We start from the raw sequence: 15,758 nt of genomic DNA on the forward strand, positions 1-15,758 counted from the left end.
GCAATCGCGAGCAGGCTCACTCCTACAGAGGGATGCGTTGTTATTGGATCAATGAGCCCCGCAGCGAATGCGGCTGCGCTGCGTCAATGTGCACGTCGGCGAACTGGCCGATCAGGGTTGGATTGTCGCAGCGGAAGTTGACGATACGGTTATTCTCGGTTCGCCCTTGCAGCTCGCCAGGGTCTTTCTTGGAATAATCGGTTACAAGAATCCGCTGAATCGAGCCGACCATTTGTCGGCTGATTTCGAAACCCTGCTGGTTCAGGCGATGTTGCAGGGCGTTCAGGCGCTCTTTTTTTAGTTCTTCCGGGGTCTCATCGGCCAGGTCGGCGGCCGGTGTGCCCGGGCGCTGGCTGTAGACGAACGAGTAGGAAAAGTCGAAACCGACGTCCTGGATCAGCTTCATGGTCTGTTCGAAGTCTTTCTCTGTCTCGCCGGGGAAACCGACGATGAAGTCTGAACTGATGCAGATGCCCGGCACGGCCGCGCGCAGCTTGCGCAGTTTGGATTTGTATTCCAGCGCCGTGTGGTTGCGTTTCATCGCCGCGAGGATACGGTCCGAGCCCGATTGCACCGGCAGGTGCAGGTGTTTCACCAGCTCCGGCACTTCGGCGTGGGCCTGGATCAGGCTGTCGGAAAATTCCAGCGGGTGCGAGGTGGTGTAGCGGATGCGGTCGATGCCATCGACCGCCGCGACCACACGGATCAGTTCGGCCAGGTCCGCCAGGCGACCGTCGTGGGTCGTGCCGCGATAGCCGTTGACGTTCTGCCCCAGCAGCGTCACTTCACGCACGCCGTGTTCGGCCAGGTGAATGATTTCGGCAATCACGTCGTCGAACGGACGGCTGACTTCTTCGCCGCGAGTGTAGGGCACCACGCAGAACGTGCAGTACTTGCTGCAACCTTCCATCACCGACACGTAGGCGCTCGGGCCGTCGATACGCGGCTCGGGCAGGTGGTCGAATTTTTCGATTTCGGGGAACGAGACGTCGACTTGCGGCAGCTTGCTGATGCGCGCGGCGTCGATCATTTCCGGCAGGCGGTGCAAGGTCTGCGGGCCGAATACCACGTCGACATAGGGTGCGCGATCGCGAATGGCGGCGCCTTCCTGGCTGGCCACGCAACCGCCGACGGCAATCACCATGTCCGGGTTGGCCAGTTTCAGTTCGCGCCAGCGGCCCAGCTGGGAATAGACACGGTCCTGGGCGCGCTCGCGGATCGAGCAGGTGTTGAGCAGGATCACGTCGGCGTCTTCAGCGCGCGCCGTGACTTCCAGGGCCTGGTGTTCGCCCAGCAGATCGACCATGCGCGAGCTGTCGTACTCGTTCATCTGGCAACCGTGGGTTTCGATGTAAAGCTTCTTGGCCATGGATAGAGTCATCACGTGATTCAAAGAACCGCGCATTATAGGGAACATGTACTCAGGTTCCTACCGCTGCGCGTCCGGCGGCTATGCTATAGTTCGCGCCCTCATTTTTATCCCTCGATGTGTTTCGCCTGCCATGACCAAACGTGAAGCTCCAATCTACAAGGTGATTTTCCTCAATCAGGGCCAGGTGTTCGAAATGTACGCCAAGCAGATCTATCAGAGCGATCTGTGGGGCTTCCTGGAAGTGGAAGAGTTCGTCTTTGGCGAGCGCACACAGGTAGTCGTTGACCCGAGCGAAGAGAAGCTCAAGGCCCAGTTCGAAGGGGTCGTGCGCAGTTTCGTGCCAATGCATTCGATCGTGCGCATCGACGAGGTCGAGCGCCTGGGTACACCGAAAATCAGCGAAGCCCGCGGCACGGTCGGCAATGTGATGCCGTTTCCGGTGCCGATGCCTGAGAAGTAAGCCTTGTAGGAGCGGGCTTGCCCGCGAAGGGGCCAGAAAGGTCGATGCAGAAATCAGGGCAGCGGCGCGAACGGCGTCCGCCCATCGGCGCTCTGCAATTCCATCAGGTATTTACGGAAAATTTGCCCCAGCACCTGGGTGGCGACTTCCAGTTCCTGGCGGGGCATCTTCTCGGCGACTTCGTCGGCAGTGTCCAGCGCTTCTTCCGCACCATTGACCGCCGCCATTTTCAGCACGATATACGCCTGGATGTTATTGGCCGGTACGCCTTCGCCGTGGAAGAACATGGTGCCGAGTTTGAATTGAGCCTGGGCGTGACCTTGCAGCGAGGCCTTTTCGAAGTAGTTCAGGGCTTTGTTGAGGTCGCGTGGCGCGTTACTGCCGTCGTAGTAGAACTCACCCAACTCGTATTGCGCCTGGGCATCCCCTTCATCCGACGCTTTCTGGCAGGCAGCCAATGCCTGGGCCAGGTCTTGCGGCTGGGTATTGAGGGTGCAGCGACCCATCGCTGGGATTAACAACGAGTTACCGCCTGCTTGTGCGAGCGCGAGCAGGGGCTGAAGGAGCAACAGGCAGCCCAGTGAAAGGGCGCGGCCGGTGCGGTTCATGGGAATCGACTTACCTCTGAGGGGCGCGCGGACCCATCGAGGGGATCCAATAAGCGCGCATTATGAAATAAGCAGGGCCAACCTTACAAAGTCTTTACTCGTTTTTCTGCTGCGCGGGAACTATATCGCCCACTTGACGGGGATTATTAGCAGATGAGCAGGAAAAAGGGCAGGAGAGAAGGCTGACGCCGGCAATGCCAGCGTCAGCGCTACGGCGTTACTTCAGTGCTGCAAATGCGCGCTCGGCGGCATCCAGGGTCAGTTTCAGCTCGGCTTCGCCGTGGGCGATCGAGGTGAAACCGGCTTCGAAAGCGCTTGGCGCCAGGTAGACGCCACCTTCGAGCATCAGGTGGAAGAAGCGGCCGAACAAGGCGGCGTCACTGGCCATCACGTCATCGAAGGTCACGATATCGTCGGCGCCGCTGAAGTACAGGCCGAACATGCCACCGGCCTGCGTGGTCACGAACGGAATACCTGCCGCATCGGCACGCACTTGCAGGCCGTCAAGCAGGCGAGTGGTGTAGTCGGTCAGCTCGTCGTGGAAGCCCGGACGGCTGATCAGGCGCAAGGTGGTCAGGCCCGCCGCCATCGCCAGGGGGTTACCCGACAATGTACCGGCCTGGTAGACCGGACCCAGCGGGGCGATGCGCGACATGATTTCGCGTTTGCCGCCGAAGCAGCCCACCGGCATGCCGCCGCCAATGATCTTGCCGAAGGTGGTCAGGTCCGGTGTCACGCCGTAGTGAGCCTGGGCGCCGCCGAGGGCAACACGGAAACCGGTCATCACTTCGTCGAAAATCAGCACCACGCCATGCTTGTCGCACAGGGTCCGCAGGCCTTCGAGGAAACCTGGGGCCGGCGGCACGCAGTTCATGTTGCCGGCGACCGGCTCGACGATGATGCACGCCACGTCCTGTCCGACTTCGGCAAGCATGGCCTCAACCGCATCAATGTCGTTGAACGGCAGGGTCAGCGTGTGTTTGGCGAACGCCGCCGGTACACCCGCCGAGCTCGGCACGCCTTGGGTCAGGGCGCCGGAGCCGGCCTTGACCAGCAGGCTGTCGGAGTGGCCGTGGTAGCAGCCTTCGAACTTGATGATGCTGTCGCGACCGGTGAAGCCACGGGCCAGGCGAATAGCGCTCATGGTCGCTTCGGTGCCGGAGCTGACCATGCGCACCATTTCCATCGACGGCACCAGCGAGCAGACCAGATCCGCCATCTGGGTTTCCATCTCGGTCGGCGCGCCGTAGGACAAGCCATGTTCAAGCTGCTTGCGCACGGCGTCCAGGACGTCCGGGTGGCTGTGGCCGAGGATCATCGGGCCCCAGGAGCCGACGTAGTCCACATAGCGCTTGTCGTCTTCGTCGGTGACGTAGGCGCCTTCGGCGTGCTTGAAGAACAACGGCGTGCCGCCAACGCTCTTGAACGCACGGACCGGCGAGTTCACGCCACCGGGGATGTGTTTCTGGGCATTGGCAAACAGGGTTTCGGAACGAGACATGATCGGGCTCTCAAATCAGATTTTCAGTAATTCGTTAAAGGCGCGGGCGCGGCGGGTCACTTCAGCCGGGCTCTCGGCGCCAAACAGGCCATGCACCACGGCGAGCAGGTCGACCCCGTGGGCCACCAGGGGGGCGGCGTTGTCGAGGGTGATGCCGCCGATCGCGCAGATCGGCAGGTGCAGTTTGCTGCGGGCCTGGTCGAGCAGGTCGAGGCTGCAAGTCGGGGCGCCGGGCTTGGTGTTGGAATTGAAGAAGCGGCCAAACGCGACATAGCTGGCGCCTTCTTTGGCGGCCTGCTCGGCGAGTTCGAGTTGCGCGTGGCAGGTCGAACCGATGATCGCCTTGGAGCCGAGCAAAGCGCGGGCCGGAGTGAGCGGCCCGTCGGTCTGCCCCAGGTGTACGCCAACGTTCAGGCGTGCCGCCAGTTCGGCGTCGTCATTGATGATCAAGCGGGTCTTGTAGCGTTCGCACAGATCGCGCAGGGCCTCGGCCTCACGCAAACGACGGGCCTCATCGCTGCTCTTGTCGCGGTATTGCAGCAGGGTGACGCCGCCTTCCAGCGCCGCCTCCACGTACGAAAGAAATTTACCGGCCAGCAACTGGCTGTCGGTGATGGCGTACAGGCCACGTAGTTTCATCAAGCAAGCCTCACCGCAGTGCTAATAGAGAGTTACGAACAGAAGTCCAGTGGCAGGCGGCGTGGCACGAACTGGCCTTTGCCCAACTGCTCCGCATCGCGCAGGGTGCGCCACGTGTAGTTAAGTGCAGTCTGTACGGCGCTGGCGAGGTTTTCACCTTGGGCCAGACGGCCGGCAAGCGCACTGGCCAGGGTGCAGCCAGAGCCGTGATAGCTGCCGGGCAGGCGTTGACAGGTGTAGGTTTCGCGCAAGCCGTCGCGGCTGTACAGGCGGTTGTGGATTTCGGTTTCGTCGCCATGGCCGCCGGTGATCAGCAGGTGTTTGACGAACGGCAGGAGTTTTTCAGCGCACTCGTCCGCGGTGCCTTCAGGCAGTTCGGCGAGGATACGGGCTTCGGGAAGGTTGGGGGTGGCGATGATCGAGAGCGGCAGCAGGCGTTCGCGCATGGCGTAGCCGACTTCGTCCTTGCCCAGGCGACCGCCACCGCCGGCGCGCAGCACCGGGTCGCAGACCACCGGCAAGTGCGGGTGCGCCGAAAGCAGTTCGACCACGGTGTCGACCATTTCCAGGGAGCCGAGCATGCCGAGCTTGACCGCCGCGACTTCGGAATCGTTGAGCACGGCATTGGCCTGGGCCAACACCCACTCACGGTCGAGGACGCGAAAGTCAGTGACATTGACGGTGTCTTGCACGGTCAGGGCGGTGACGGCCGGAGCCGCATGGCAACCCTGAGCAAGCAAGGCTTCAATATCTGCCTGCAAGCCGGCGCCACCACTTGGGTCGTGGCCGGAGAGACAGAGGACAACGGGGCGAGAGCTGTAGATATTCATGGTGCGCGAGCTTACCACCAAACATCTTTTTTCGAAGCCCGCTACGCGAAAGGCAAAAGATCGTCCGAAGGCGGTGATCTTTTGCTCTTTTTCATCAGGCAAACAGCTCTATCTCAATAATTACCGCTGGAACGCCCGTTCTAGAGCCTTTTCCGCAAAAATTTTGGTAGTGCTCATTAGCCATCAACGGCTATGCTAGAGTGGATCCAAACCAATAACAGCTATCACCGGTTTTACGTCTGCTCAAAAGGAATGGGGGGCTTCCTGACAGGACCGGACAGGCCACGCTGGGGCATAGATGCGCTATTTGCTGATGTTTATGTTGTGTTTGCCCCTCTTGGCGAACGCCGTTGAGTTCAATGAACTCACCCAAAGCCTTCCCCTCGGGCGAAACCTGCAGGTGTTCGAAGACGCGGGCGGTCAGGCGACTGTCGCGGATATTCGTGCCCAGGCGGCGGCCGGCAACTTCAAGGCGCATGATAAAGCCACCCTCAACGCCGGTTATTCGCGCTCGGTGTTCTGGCTGAAAATCGATCTGCATTACCGCCCTTCAAACCCGGCTGCACAACGGACCTGGTTGCTGGAGTTGGCTTACCCACCCCTCGATCACCTTGATCTGTACCTGCCCGATGCAAGCGGCAACTATCAATTGGCCAGGCAAACCGGCGACGCCTTGCCGTTCGCCAGTCGCGAAATCCGCCAGAACAACTACCTGTTCACGCTCAATTTTACCCCTGGCCAAGAGCAAACCCTGTACCTGCGACTGCAAAGCCAGGGGTCGATCCAGGCGCCGGTTACGTTGTGGTCCAGTACGGCGTATCTCGAAGACCAACCGGTGCGCCTCTATGTCCTGGGGCTGATCTACGGTGTATTGCTGGGGATGCTGGTCTACAACCTGTTCATCTACCTCAGCGTGCGCGATACCAGCTATCTCTACTACATCTTCTACATCGCCTCGTTCGGCTTGTATCAGCTGTCGGTGAACGGCGCTGCCGTGCAGTACTTCTGGCCGGACAATCCCTGGTGGGCCAACGCCTCGACGCCCTTTTTCATCGGTTGTGCAGGATTGTTCGGTAGCCAGTTCGCCCGCAGCTTCCTGCAGACCGCCACCCTCAGCCGCTGGATGGACCGCTTGCTGATGGCGTTGGTGGCATTCAGCGCGCTGGTGGTCGGGTTGTCGCTGATGACCAGCTATGCCCTGGCCTTGCGCCTGGCAACGACCCTGGCACTGACCTTCACGGTGGTGATCTTTGCTGCGGGAATTTTTGCCTGGCTGCGCGGGTTGCGGGTCGCGCGCTATTTCATCATTGCCTGGTCGGCGTTCCTGCTCGGCGGCATCATCAATACATTGATGGTGCTGGGCTACCTGCCGAATGTGTTCCTGACCATGTACTCCAGCCAGATTGGCTCGGCCATCGAAGTGGCGCTGCTGTCCATGGCCCTGGCCGACCGCATCAACGCCATGCGCGAACAGCAGGCGCAAACCCTGCTCGACGCCGGGCAAAAGCTTGAGGCGCTCAACCAGCAACTTGCACGCAGCAACAAGCTCAAGGACGAATTCCTCGCCACCCTGACCCACGAATTGCGCACACCCATGAATGGCGTGATCGGTTCGCTGGAGCTGATGCAGACCGTCGAGATGGACCCCGAGCTGGAGCAGTATCAGCAAACGGCCGCGGGATCGGCGCGGGACATGATGCGCATGGTCAATGGCATTCTCACCCTGACTGAGCTGCAGGCAGGCAAGCTCAAGGCTTCCCCGGCCACCTTCAGCTTGCGCACCGTGGTGGAGGCATTGCGTGCCCAGTTCTACGGCAATGCGGCGAGCAAGTCGCTGGACTTCAAGGTCGACGTGGCACCGGGTGTGCCGGATCGCTTGCACGGCGACAGCGCCAAGTTGGCGCAATGCCTGGAGTGCCTGCTGGATAACGCCATCAAGTTCACCCGGGTCGGCGGACTGGCGCTGCGGGTCACCGGGAAAACGGTCAATCCCGAGCGACTGGCGTTGTCCTTTGCGGTGATCGACACCGGTATCGGCTTCACCGACCTTGGGGAGGCGACGATGTATCAGCGCTTCTTCCAGCTCGACGGTTCGATGACGCGCGAGTACGGCGGCCTGGGTGTCGGCCTGGCCATCTGCCGGCAACTGGTGGAACTGCTCGGCGGGCGCCTGACACACCGCTCCGAGCCCGGGCGTGGCAGCCGCTTCCAGCTTGATGTCGAGTTTGACATTGCGGCACCGCAGCGCACTGCCGCGCCGCTCGCGACGCAGGAATTGCCACGGCTGCGCTTGGCTCAGGATTGCAGCGTATTGCTGGTGGATGACAACAACGTCAATCAGTTGGTGATGCGCGGCATGTTGCTCAAGCTCGGGTTCCGCGTGCGCTCGGCCGACAGCGGCCAGGCCGCGCTCGATTTTTTACAGCGAGAAACCTTCGATGCGGTGCTGGTCGATTGTCAGTTGCAGGCCCTGGACGGCGTTTCCGTGTGCTGCCAGATCCGGGCGTTGCCCGGTTGCGCGCAAGTGCCGGTCTTCATGATCGCCCAGGGCACTGAACTGGAGCGTTGCCCGAGCGGCGCAATGATTGACCATTTGAGCAAACCGGTGAAATTCGAGGACTTGCAGGTCGCGCTTTATCGTCGAGTGCTGTGTTCCGAGAAGGGCGAAAGCGCCGACAGTTAGGCAGATATGACACTTTGATCGGCCAGGGGGCGGTGCTTAACTGAAAATCCCTTGGCTGAGCAAAGGAGCCCCGTCATGAACCTGCATCAGTTCGCCGAAACCCACGAAGTCACCAACCAGCCACCCTCGCTGGACGGCGCCAACCTATATCGCATCGACTTGCCGCTGCAGGAGTGGGCGCGGCGTTTCGGGGGCGGTTGGGCCGAATCGCGAATCGATGCATACGGCGCTCTCGCCGGCGGACCGCTGATGGCGGCGGGGTTCCTGGCCAATCAGAACAAGCCGGTGTTCAGCAGTCATGACCGCTATGGGCATCGCATCGATCTGGTGGAATTTCACCCGGCCTATCATGAGCTGATGCGCACGGCGATCGAGCATGGCCTGACCTCGTTGCCCTGGGCGCACCCGCAGTCCGGCGCGCATGTCGCCCGCGCCGCCATGACCTACCTGCATAGCCAGGCCGAAGCCGGCAGCGGTTGCCCGTTGACCATGACCTTCGCCAGCGTCCCGGCAATGCGCCTGCAACCGGACCTGGCGGACCAATGGCTGCCGAAGATCCTGGCCACCGAGTATGACCCGCGCAACGTCGGCATGGCCCACAAGGCCGGCGTCACGATCGGCATGGCCATGACCGAGAAGCAGGGCGGTACCGATGTCCGTGCCAACACCACCAAGGCTTATCCGGTGGGCGCCAGCGGTCCTGGCCAGACGTACGAACTGGTGGGGCACAAGTGGTTCTGTTCGGCGCCCATGTGCGATGCCTTCCTGACCCTGGCGCAGACCGACAAGGGGCTGACCTGTTTCCTACTGCCGCGCCATCGCCCGGACGACACGCGCAATCAGTTCTACATCCAGCGCCTGAAAAACAAACTTGGCAACTGTTCCAACGCTTCCAGCGAAGTGGAGTTTCGCGGTGCCCTGGCGTGGATGGTCGGTGAGGAGGGGCGCGGTGTGCCGACGATCATCGAGATGGTCGCCATGACCCGTTTCGATTGCATGGTCGGTTCCAGTTCGTTGATGCGCCAGGCACTGACCCAGGCCAGCCATCACTGCGCCCACCGCCAGGTCGGCGGCAAGTTGCTCAGCGAACAGCCCCTGATGCAGAACGTGCTGGCGGACCTGGCGCTGGAGAGCGAAGCCGCCCTGGCCTTGAGCCTGCGCATGGGCCGGGCGCTCGATCATCTGGACGACTCACAGGAAGCCAAATTCGCCCGTCTGGTGACGGCGGTGGGCAAGTACTGGATCTGCAAACGCGCGCCGGCCATGATCAACGAAGCCGCCGAATGCATGGGCGGAGCGGGGTACGTGGAAGACAGCATCCTGCCGCGCCTGTACCGCGAGGCACCGGTGAACTCGACCTGGGAGGGCTCCGGCAACGTGCAATGCCTCGATGTGCTGCGCGCCCTGTCCAAGGAGCCGGGTGTGCTCGATGCGTTGTTCAACGAGTTAGGCGATGGTCATGGCGACAAACGCCTGACCGCGCACATCAACCAATTGCAGGCGGCCTTCAAGGATACCGACGACATTCAATACCGTGCCCGGCAGTTGACCGAAGGCATTGCCCTCGGGTTACAGGCGAAGCTATTGCTGGAGGCGGGGAATTCGGCGGTGAGTGACGGGTTTATCGCCAGTCGGCTTAGTGGTGGTGGTCGGGTGTACGGTGCGTTGCCGGGAGGGGTGGATGTGGAAGCTATTGTCACCAGGTCCACCCCGCAAGGATTCTGAACACTGAAAAAACCTGTGGGAGCCAGCCTGCTGGCGATAGCGCAATAACATTCACCCTGTCTGTTGGCTGATACACCGTTATCGCCAGCAGGCTGGCTCCCACAGGGTTCCCGTGAAGCGACGATACAGGCAAGATGAAGGCCTGCAAGTCAGAACACAGGATGCTGATCGTGACCGAAGCTTTTATTGTGGTTCAAACCGCCGAGCAAGCTGTAGACCGGCTTGCGCTCTTGCACAATCGTGCAACCACCGCGCTGAGCCAGGCGCTCAAGCGTTATCTCAAGGATCGTGTCGAGCCGGACGCCGAGCAACGGGCGATGTTTCGTTATCCCGAACTGCGTCTGACCTACCACTGCCAGGGCGAAGTCCCGCAGACCACGCGTGCCTACGCCAAGGTCCAGTTGCCGGGCACCTACAGCGTCACCGTCACCCATCCCGCTGCTTTCCGTAAATACCTGCTGGAACAGCTCGTGCCGTTGATGCACGACTTCACCGTGACCGTAGAGGTCGGTGTCAGCCAGCAGAACATTCCTTATCCGTACGTGGTCGAGCAAGGCGATGAGTTGGCCGGTTCCGGTGTCACCGCCGCCGTGCTGGCGCGGGTGTTCCCGAGTACCGATCTGTCGGCGGCGACCGATGGCATTGCCGACGGCTTGTACGATTGGGAAAACACCGATCCGCTGCCCTTGGCGCTGTTCGATGCCGCCCGGGTGGATTTTTCCCTGCGCCGACTGGTGCATTACACCGGCAGCGACTGGCGGCATGTGCAGCCATGGATCCTGCTGACCAACTATCACCGTTACGTCGACCAGTTCATCGTCCATGGCCTGGAGCAATTGCGCAAAGACCCGCGCTTCGTGCGCATGGTACTGCCGGGCAATGTGATCATCGAAAAGAGCATGGATCACGGCGAAGCTTCGGCGATTGCCGCGGGTGTGGTCTGGCATCGCTACCAGATGCCGGCTTACCACCTGATCGCCACGGATGGTCATGGCGTGACCCTGGTCAATATCGGCGTCGGGCCGTCCAACGCCAAGAACATCACTGACCACCTGGCGGTGCTGCGTCCGCACTGCTGGCTGATGATCGGCCACTGCGGCGGGTTGCGCCAGTCGCAGACCATTGGCGACTACGTGCTGGCCCACGCCTACATGCGCCGTGACGGGATTCTCGACCGGGTGGTGCCGCCGAATATTCCGATTCCGGCCCTGGCCGAAGTGCAGTTGGCGCTTCAGCAGGCGGCGGCCAACATTACCGGCGAGAAGGGCGACGAGCTGAAAAAGCGCCTGCGCACCGGCACCGTACTGACTTACGACGACCGTAACTGGGAGCTGCGCTGGGCCCAGGAGCGCCCGCTGATCAACCTGTCCCGCGCCGTGGCGGTGGACATGGAAAGCGGCACGATCGCGGCCCAGGGTTACCGCTTGCGGGTGCCTTACGGCACGCTGCTCTGCGTGTCGGACAAGCCCCTGCACAGCGAGATCAAGTTGCCAGGTTCGGCCAACGCCTTCTATGAGCGCGCGGTCAGCCAGCACTTGAAAATCGGTATCGAAGCCGTGGATCTGTTGCGCACCGAACTCAACTCGTTGCACTCGCGCAAACTGCGCAGCTTCGACGAGCCGCCGTTCCGCTGATTTGGCGATGGTCATTTGACGGTCGGGCTACTAGCATTAGCAGCCCTGACCGTTAGATGTTCCTTCACCATGTCCCGTCCACAACGTCCTGTTTCCCGTCGCCCTGGCGCAAAGCCATTCCCCGTAGCCCCGCGCCGTGTCGCCAAGGCGCCACCCGCTGCGCCCAAGCTGATCCTGTTCAACAAACCCTTTGATGTGCTGACGCAATTCAGCGACGCAGAAGGGCGCACGACCCTCAAGGACTACATCGATGTGCCGGGAATCTACCCCGCAGGACGGCTGGACCGCGACAGCGAAGGTCTGCTGCTGCTGACCAACGACGGCCAGCTCCAGGCGCGTATCGCCGACCCGAAACACAAGCTGGCCAAGACCTACTGGGTGCAGGTCGAAGGCGAGCCGAGCGCCGAGCAATTGCAGCGCTTGCGTGACGGTGTGGAATTGAACGATGGCATGACCCTGCCTGCCGAGGCGCGGCAACTGGAGGAGCCTGAGTTATGGCCGCGCAATCCGCCGGTACGTTTTCGCAAGAGCGTGCCGACCAGTTGGCTGGAACTGGTGATTCGCGAAGGCCGCAACCGGCAGGTGCGGCGCATGACGGCGGCGGTCGGGCTGCCGACGTTGCGGTTGGTGCGGGTCAGGATCGGTGACTGGTCGATCGAGGGGCTCGAGCAGGGCCAGTGGAAGGAAGTGCCGGCGCGTTTATAAGGTGCCGGATTCGATCAAGCCGATGACCACGCTTTTGATCACAAATGCAGCAACGCCAAGGCCCAGCACGAAAAACAGAATGAACGAGCCGAAGCGTCCGGCCTTGGATTTCTTCGCCAGATCCCAGACGATGAAACCCATGAAAATGATCAGGATGCTGACCAGGCCGGTCATCATCCACTCTTCGAAAACTGCTGGATCCATTGAACATCTCCGCGCGGGCGAGGCTAAAAGGGCGCGGCGAGTATACGCCAATGGTTATTGGCTGCGAGTTGACCTGCGGCAGTGTGTCGCAGCTATTCGTCGCCTGTGCGGGCCCCATCGCTGGCAAGCCAGCTCCCACAGGGTTTCGTGTCGGGCACAATATGGCGATCGACATAAAACCTTGTGGGAGCTGGCTTGCCAGCGATGGCGGTTTCAGCTACGCAGATGAGTCAAAGGCAGCTCAGTGCTGTTCAAAACCTGATTGAGCACAAAACTCGACCGCACACTGGTCACCCCTTCAATCCGCGTCAAATGCCCCAGCAGCAATTTCTGGTAGTGATCCATGTCCGGCACCACGACCTTGAGTTGATAATCGGCATCCATTCCGGTCACCAGGCTGCATTCCAGTACCTGCGGCAAGGTACGAATGGCCGCCTCGAAGTTCTCGAAGCGCTCCGGCGTGTGTCGGTCCATGCCGATCAGCACATAGGCGGTCAAGCTCAGGCCGAGCATCTTGCGGTCGAGCAGGGCGACCTGGCGGGTAATGTAGCCGTCGTCTTCCAGTTGCTTGACCCGCCGTGAGCAGGGGGAAGGTGACAGGCCGATGCGTTCGGCCAGCTCCTGATTGGAGATGCGCGCGTCGCGCTGCAATTCAGCCAAAATGCTCAGGTCATATCGGTCAAGTTTGCTCATCAAACGGTCCCTTGTCATAACTATTGCGACAGATTATCTATCCAGGGTTAAAAATTGCGCAAGTGATGTTTATTTGAGCAATCTTCGCAATCCTCTGCCGGCGCTCCGGGCCTATTCTTATCACCAGAATCACTGCTCGGACAAACAGTCCAATGCGGCTCGCCGAATCAGGCCCGCCGCGGTCGCCACCCCCACAGGGGATGTGCTGGCCCCCGAGCTGCACACTGTCCAGAAGACGGCGTGAGGTGAGCCGACGTCAAAAGCGTCGAGCACGGACGAAGTTCTCAAGGGGAGGCCGACGGGTCTCCCCTTTTTCTTGCCCGCCATTTAGCACCCGCCCTCAATAAATAAGTTTCGCGACTGATAACCTGTTGCAGAACCGGCCTATGCATTTCCAGTCTTACCTACAGGCCCTGACCCGCATAGAGGAAAAGCATGAGATCGCGCATCTGGCGTTTGGCCGGTGTTGGTGTGTTGTGTGTCAGTGTCACCGCGCAATCGCTGGCCGACCAGCCGCAGAATGGCCAGCAACCTAATCAGCACAACGGTCAGAATCAAAACCAGAGCAACGGCCAATGGCAGAGCCGCCCAGCGCCGGATTACAACAGCCGTGTGCGCTCGCCGCCACCACCACCGCAACTGCCGGCCAATGACTTGCCCATCCAGCCTCGACCCGACACCGTGCAACAGACTCAGCCGCCGCGGCGTGGATACTATCAGGACGAGCCGCGGCGCAACGATCCCGATTCGCGCTGGAACGGCTATATCGGTGCGCCGACCAACGACAACAACCATTGGCAGGGTCGTCCCAGTGGTCACGGCAATGGCTGGGGCCCCGGCCCGCAGTATCGTCCGGGGCACGTGATCGAGCGCTTCCCGGACCGCGACTACCGTGTGCCCTATGGTGGCCGGGATTACTACTACTCCGGTGGCTACTGGTATCGCCCGCAAGGCCAGCGTTACGTGGTGGTGCAGCCGCCGCGCGGGATTCGCGTGCAGTACCTGCCCGATTTTGCCCGTGAAGTCTGGATCGGGGGTTCGTTGCTGTTCCTCGCGGCCGGTTCCTACTACGCCTATCAGGAAAGCACCCAGGATTACGTGGTGGTCGAGCCGCCTGGCCAACCGTTGGCAACCGGCAATGGCTACGACGTGGAGGCTTATCCGGCCAACGGCCAGTCACCGGAACAGGTCAACCAGGACGGCTACGATTGCTATCGTTGGGCGGTCGAGCAGAGTGGTTTTGACCCGCGGGTCGATACCTATCAACCGGACCCGGCGGTGGTACAGACCTACCGTCAGGCCCAGGGCGGTTGCCTGGGCAGTCGCGGTTATCGGGTGACGTTCTGAGCCCTGGCGGCTTTGACGACTTCCTGCGGATCGGCGTGCACCAGCACTTCGGCCCGCGGGTAGGCGGCGTGAATCGCGTCGGCGGCCTGGTCGCTGATGCCGTGGGCGACTGACAGGGTCAATTCCCCCGGCAATTCCAGGTGCAGCTGCACAAACCACTGGTTGCCGGAAATCCGCGTGCGCAAATCATGGGCGCCCAATACCCCCGGCACACTGCAGGCCAGTTCCAACATGTGCTGGCTGACATCCGCCGGCAGTTCCTCATCCATCAAGACCGCAAAGCTTTCCCGGGCGATGGTGACCGCGCTCCAGAAAATGTAGGCGGCAATGCCCAGGCCGAACCAGGGGTCGACCTGGTGCCAGCCAAACCCGGCGAGCACCAGCGCCACCAGGATGCTGCCATTGAGCAGCAGGTCCGAACGGTAATGCAGGGAGTCGGCGCGCACCGCGTTGGAGCCGGTGGCCTTGACCACTCGATGCTGCACCATCAGCAGCGCCAGGGTCAGGACCAGCGAGAACACGATCACCCCGATGCTGATCCAGGGTGCGCCCACTGGTTCCGGATGCTTGAGCCGGTCCAGTGCCTGCAGCGCGATCAACACCGCACTGCCGCCGATGAACAGCGCCTGCGCCATGCCGGCGAGTGACTCGGCCTTGCCATGCCCGTAGCGATGATCGTCGTCGGCCGGGCGCAAGGCGTAGTGCACCGCCAGCAGGTTGAGCAGCGAGGTCACGCCGTCAAGGGCCGAGTCGGTCAACCCGGCGAGCATGCTCACCGAACCGCTCAGCCACCAGGCGATGGCTTTGGCGACGATCAGCGTGCAAGCCACCGCCACCGAGGCACGGGTCGCCAATCGCAGCAGGCGGGCGTGTTCGGAGCTGGAAATCATGAGTGCGGATGTTCCTCGTCGTGCCCCGATTACGCGGCCGGTTGCAGGCCGAACATGGCCAGTTGCTGGGCGCTGCCCTTGTGCTGGATCAGGCGTGGATCGTCGAGTGGCAAGCTGCGGCCGGTTTCACGCTCCAGGATAGTCTGCAACTTGAGGTTATCGACCTTGCCGTCGGCACCGATCGCTTCCTTGAGTTTTTCCGGCGCCACCTGTGCGGTTTCACCCGGTGCGAAGTAAATCGCGCCGGTGGCGAAGTCCACGGCAAACGCGATCAGGCCGGGGATGACGTAGAACAGCAGGCCCACGGCATCGAGCACGGCAATGGCCGGGTCGATCTTGCCGTCGATCTGGCCACGGCGATCAGGGTAGAAGATCGAACCGCACGCGGTGAGCTGGGTCAGCAGGGTCGCGACCAAAACACCGCCGATCAGGCGAAAGGGAACACGCATATGAAATCTCCTGGGTTA

General features: G+C 61.5%; 15 protein-coding genes. 6 read left to right on the forward strand and 9 right to left on the reverse strand.

Translation table 11 applies throughout. The features are described 5' to 3' along the window. Positions 1–40 precede the first annotated feature (40 nt). Entirely contained in the window at positions 41–1,369 is a 1,329-nt protein-coding gene (gene miaB, locus PMI35_RS01790; RefSeq protein ID WP_032832166.1) for a tRNA (N6-isopentenyl adenosine(37)-C2)-methylthiotransferase MiaB, read from the reverse strand. A 133-nt stretch (positions 1,370–1,502) separates the two neighbouring features. On the opposite strand from miaB, the gene PMI35_RS01785 reads away from it, so the two are divergent. After that, positions 1,503–1,832: a DUF1820 family protein gene (locus PMI35_RS01785; RefSeq protein WP_008066015.1), complete on the forward strand. Its 330-nt coding sequence runs from the start codon at positions 1,503–1,505 to the stop codon at positions 1,830–1,832. 53 nt (positions 1,833–1,885) lie between these two features. On the opposite strand, the gene PMI35_RS01780 is transcribed toward PMI35_RS01785, so the two are convergent. From PMI35_RS01780 to PMI35_RS01765, 4 genes are all read right to left on the reverse strand, one after another. Continuing rightward, complete coding sequence (locus PMI35_RS01780) at positions 1,886–2,440, reverse strand: tetratricopeptide repeat protein (RefSeq protein WP_008066017.1); 555 nt, start codon at positions 2,438–2,440, stop codon at positions 1,886–1,888. A 217-nt stretch (positions 2,441–2,657) separates the two neighbouring features. Next, entirely contained in the window at positions 2,658–3,941 is a 1,284-nt protein-coding gene (gene hemL, locus PMI35_RS01775) for a glutamate-1-semialdehyde 2,1-aminomutase (protein ID WP_008066019.1), read from the reverse strand. 15 nt (positions 3,942–3,956) lie between these two features. Further along, positions 3,957–4,580, reverse strand: coding sequence for a thiamine phosphate synthase (gene thiE, locus PMI35_RS01770; RefSeq protein WP_008066020.1), 624 nt, complete (start codon positions 4,578–4,580; stop codon positions 3,957–3,959). Positions 4,581–4,612: 32 nt separating this feature from the next. Beyond that, positions 4,613–5,410, reverse strand: a complete 798-nt coding sequence (locus PMI35_RS01765; protein WP_008052407.1) for a hydroxymethylpyrimidine/phosphomethylpyrimidine kinase — start codon at positions 5,408–5,410, stop codon at positions 4,613–4,615. 298 nt (positions 5,411–5,708) lie between these two features. Between PMI35_RS01765 and PMI35_RS01760 the strand changes: the two genes are divergently transcribed. The 4 genes from PMI35_RS01760 (at position 5,709) to PMI35_RS01745 (ending at position 12,157) form a co-directional block, all read left to right on the forward strand. Then, on the forward strand, positions 5,709–8,093 hold the full coding sequence (locus PMI35_RS01760) for a hybrid sensor histidine kinase/response regulator (RefSeq protein WP_008066022.1): 2,385 nt from the start codon (positions 5,709–5,711) through the stop codon (positions 8,091–8,093). A gap of 75 nt (positions 8,094–8,168) precedes the next feature. Then, positions 8,169–9,818, forward strand: coding sequence for an acyl-CoA dehydrogenase family protein (locus PMI35_RS01755; protein ID WP_008066023.1), 1,650 nt, complete (start codon positions 8,169–8,171; stop codon positions 9,816–9,818). Positions 9,819–9,952: 134 nt separating this feature from the next. Further along, complete coding sequence (gene amn / locus PMI35_RS01750; protein WP_020798730.1) at positions 9,953–11,452, forward strand: AMP nucleosidase; 1,500 nt, start codon at positions 9,953–9,955, stop codon at positions 11,450–11,452. Between the two features lie 69 nt (positions 11,453–11,521). Continuing rightward, on the forward strand, positions 11,522–12,157 hold the full coding sequence (locus tag PMI35_RS01745) for a pseudouridine synthase (protein WP_008066025.1): 636 nt from the start codon (positions 11,522–11,524) through the stop codon (positions 12,155–12,157). Here PMI35_RS01745 and PMI35_RS01740 read toward each other — a convergent pair. Then, complete coding sequence (locus PMI35_RS01740) at positions 12,152–12,361, reverse strand: DUF2788 domain-containing protein (protein ID WP_007937369.1); 210 nt, start codon at positions 12,359–12,361, stop codon at positions 12,152–12,154. The two genes, PMI35_RS01745 and PMI35_RS01740, sit on opposite strands and share 6 nt — an antisense overlap. 213 nt (positions 12,362–12,574) lie before the next feature. Next, the gene (locus PMI35_RS01735) at positions 12,575–13,054 is read right to left on the reverse strand and encodes an Lrp/AsnC family transcriptional regulator (protein WP_007894448.1); all 480 of its coding nucleotides are present in this window, start codon (positions 13,052–13,054) and stop codon (positions 12,575–12,577) included. 435 nt (positions 13,055–13,489) lie between these two features. Here PMI35_RS01735 and PMI35_RS01730 point away from each other — a divergent pair, with 435 nt between their 5' ends. Continuing rightward, entirely contained in the window at positions 13,490–14,401 is a 912-nt protein-coding gene (locus PMI35_RS01730; RefSeq protein WP_008066026.1) for a DUF6515 family protein, read from the forward strand. Here the strand turns inward: PMI35_RS01730 and PMI35_RS01725 are convergent. Continuing rightward, on the reverse strand, positions 14,383–15,291 hold the full coding sequence (locus PMI35_RS01725; protein ID WP_008066027.1) for a cation diffusion facilitator family transporter: 909 nt from the start codon (positions 15,289–15,291) through the stop codon (positions 14,383–14,385). The two genes, PMI35_RS01730 and PMI35_RS01725, sit on opposite strands and share 19 nt — an antisense overlap. A gap of 29 nt (positions 15,292–15,320) precedes the next feature. Next, positions 15,321–15,740: a hypothetical protein gene (locus PMI35_RS01720; protein ID WP_008066028.1), complete on the reverse strand. Its 420-nt coding sequence runs from the start codon at positions 15,738–15,740 to the stop codon at positions 15,321–15,323. Between the last annotated feature and the right edge of the window lie 18 nt (positions 15,741–15,758).

This window comes from Pseudomonas sp. GM78 (assembly GCF_000282475.1).
Classification (GTDB): domain Bacteria; phylum Pseudomonadota; class Gammaproteobacteria; order Pseudomonadales; family Pseudomonadaceae; genus Aquipseudomonas.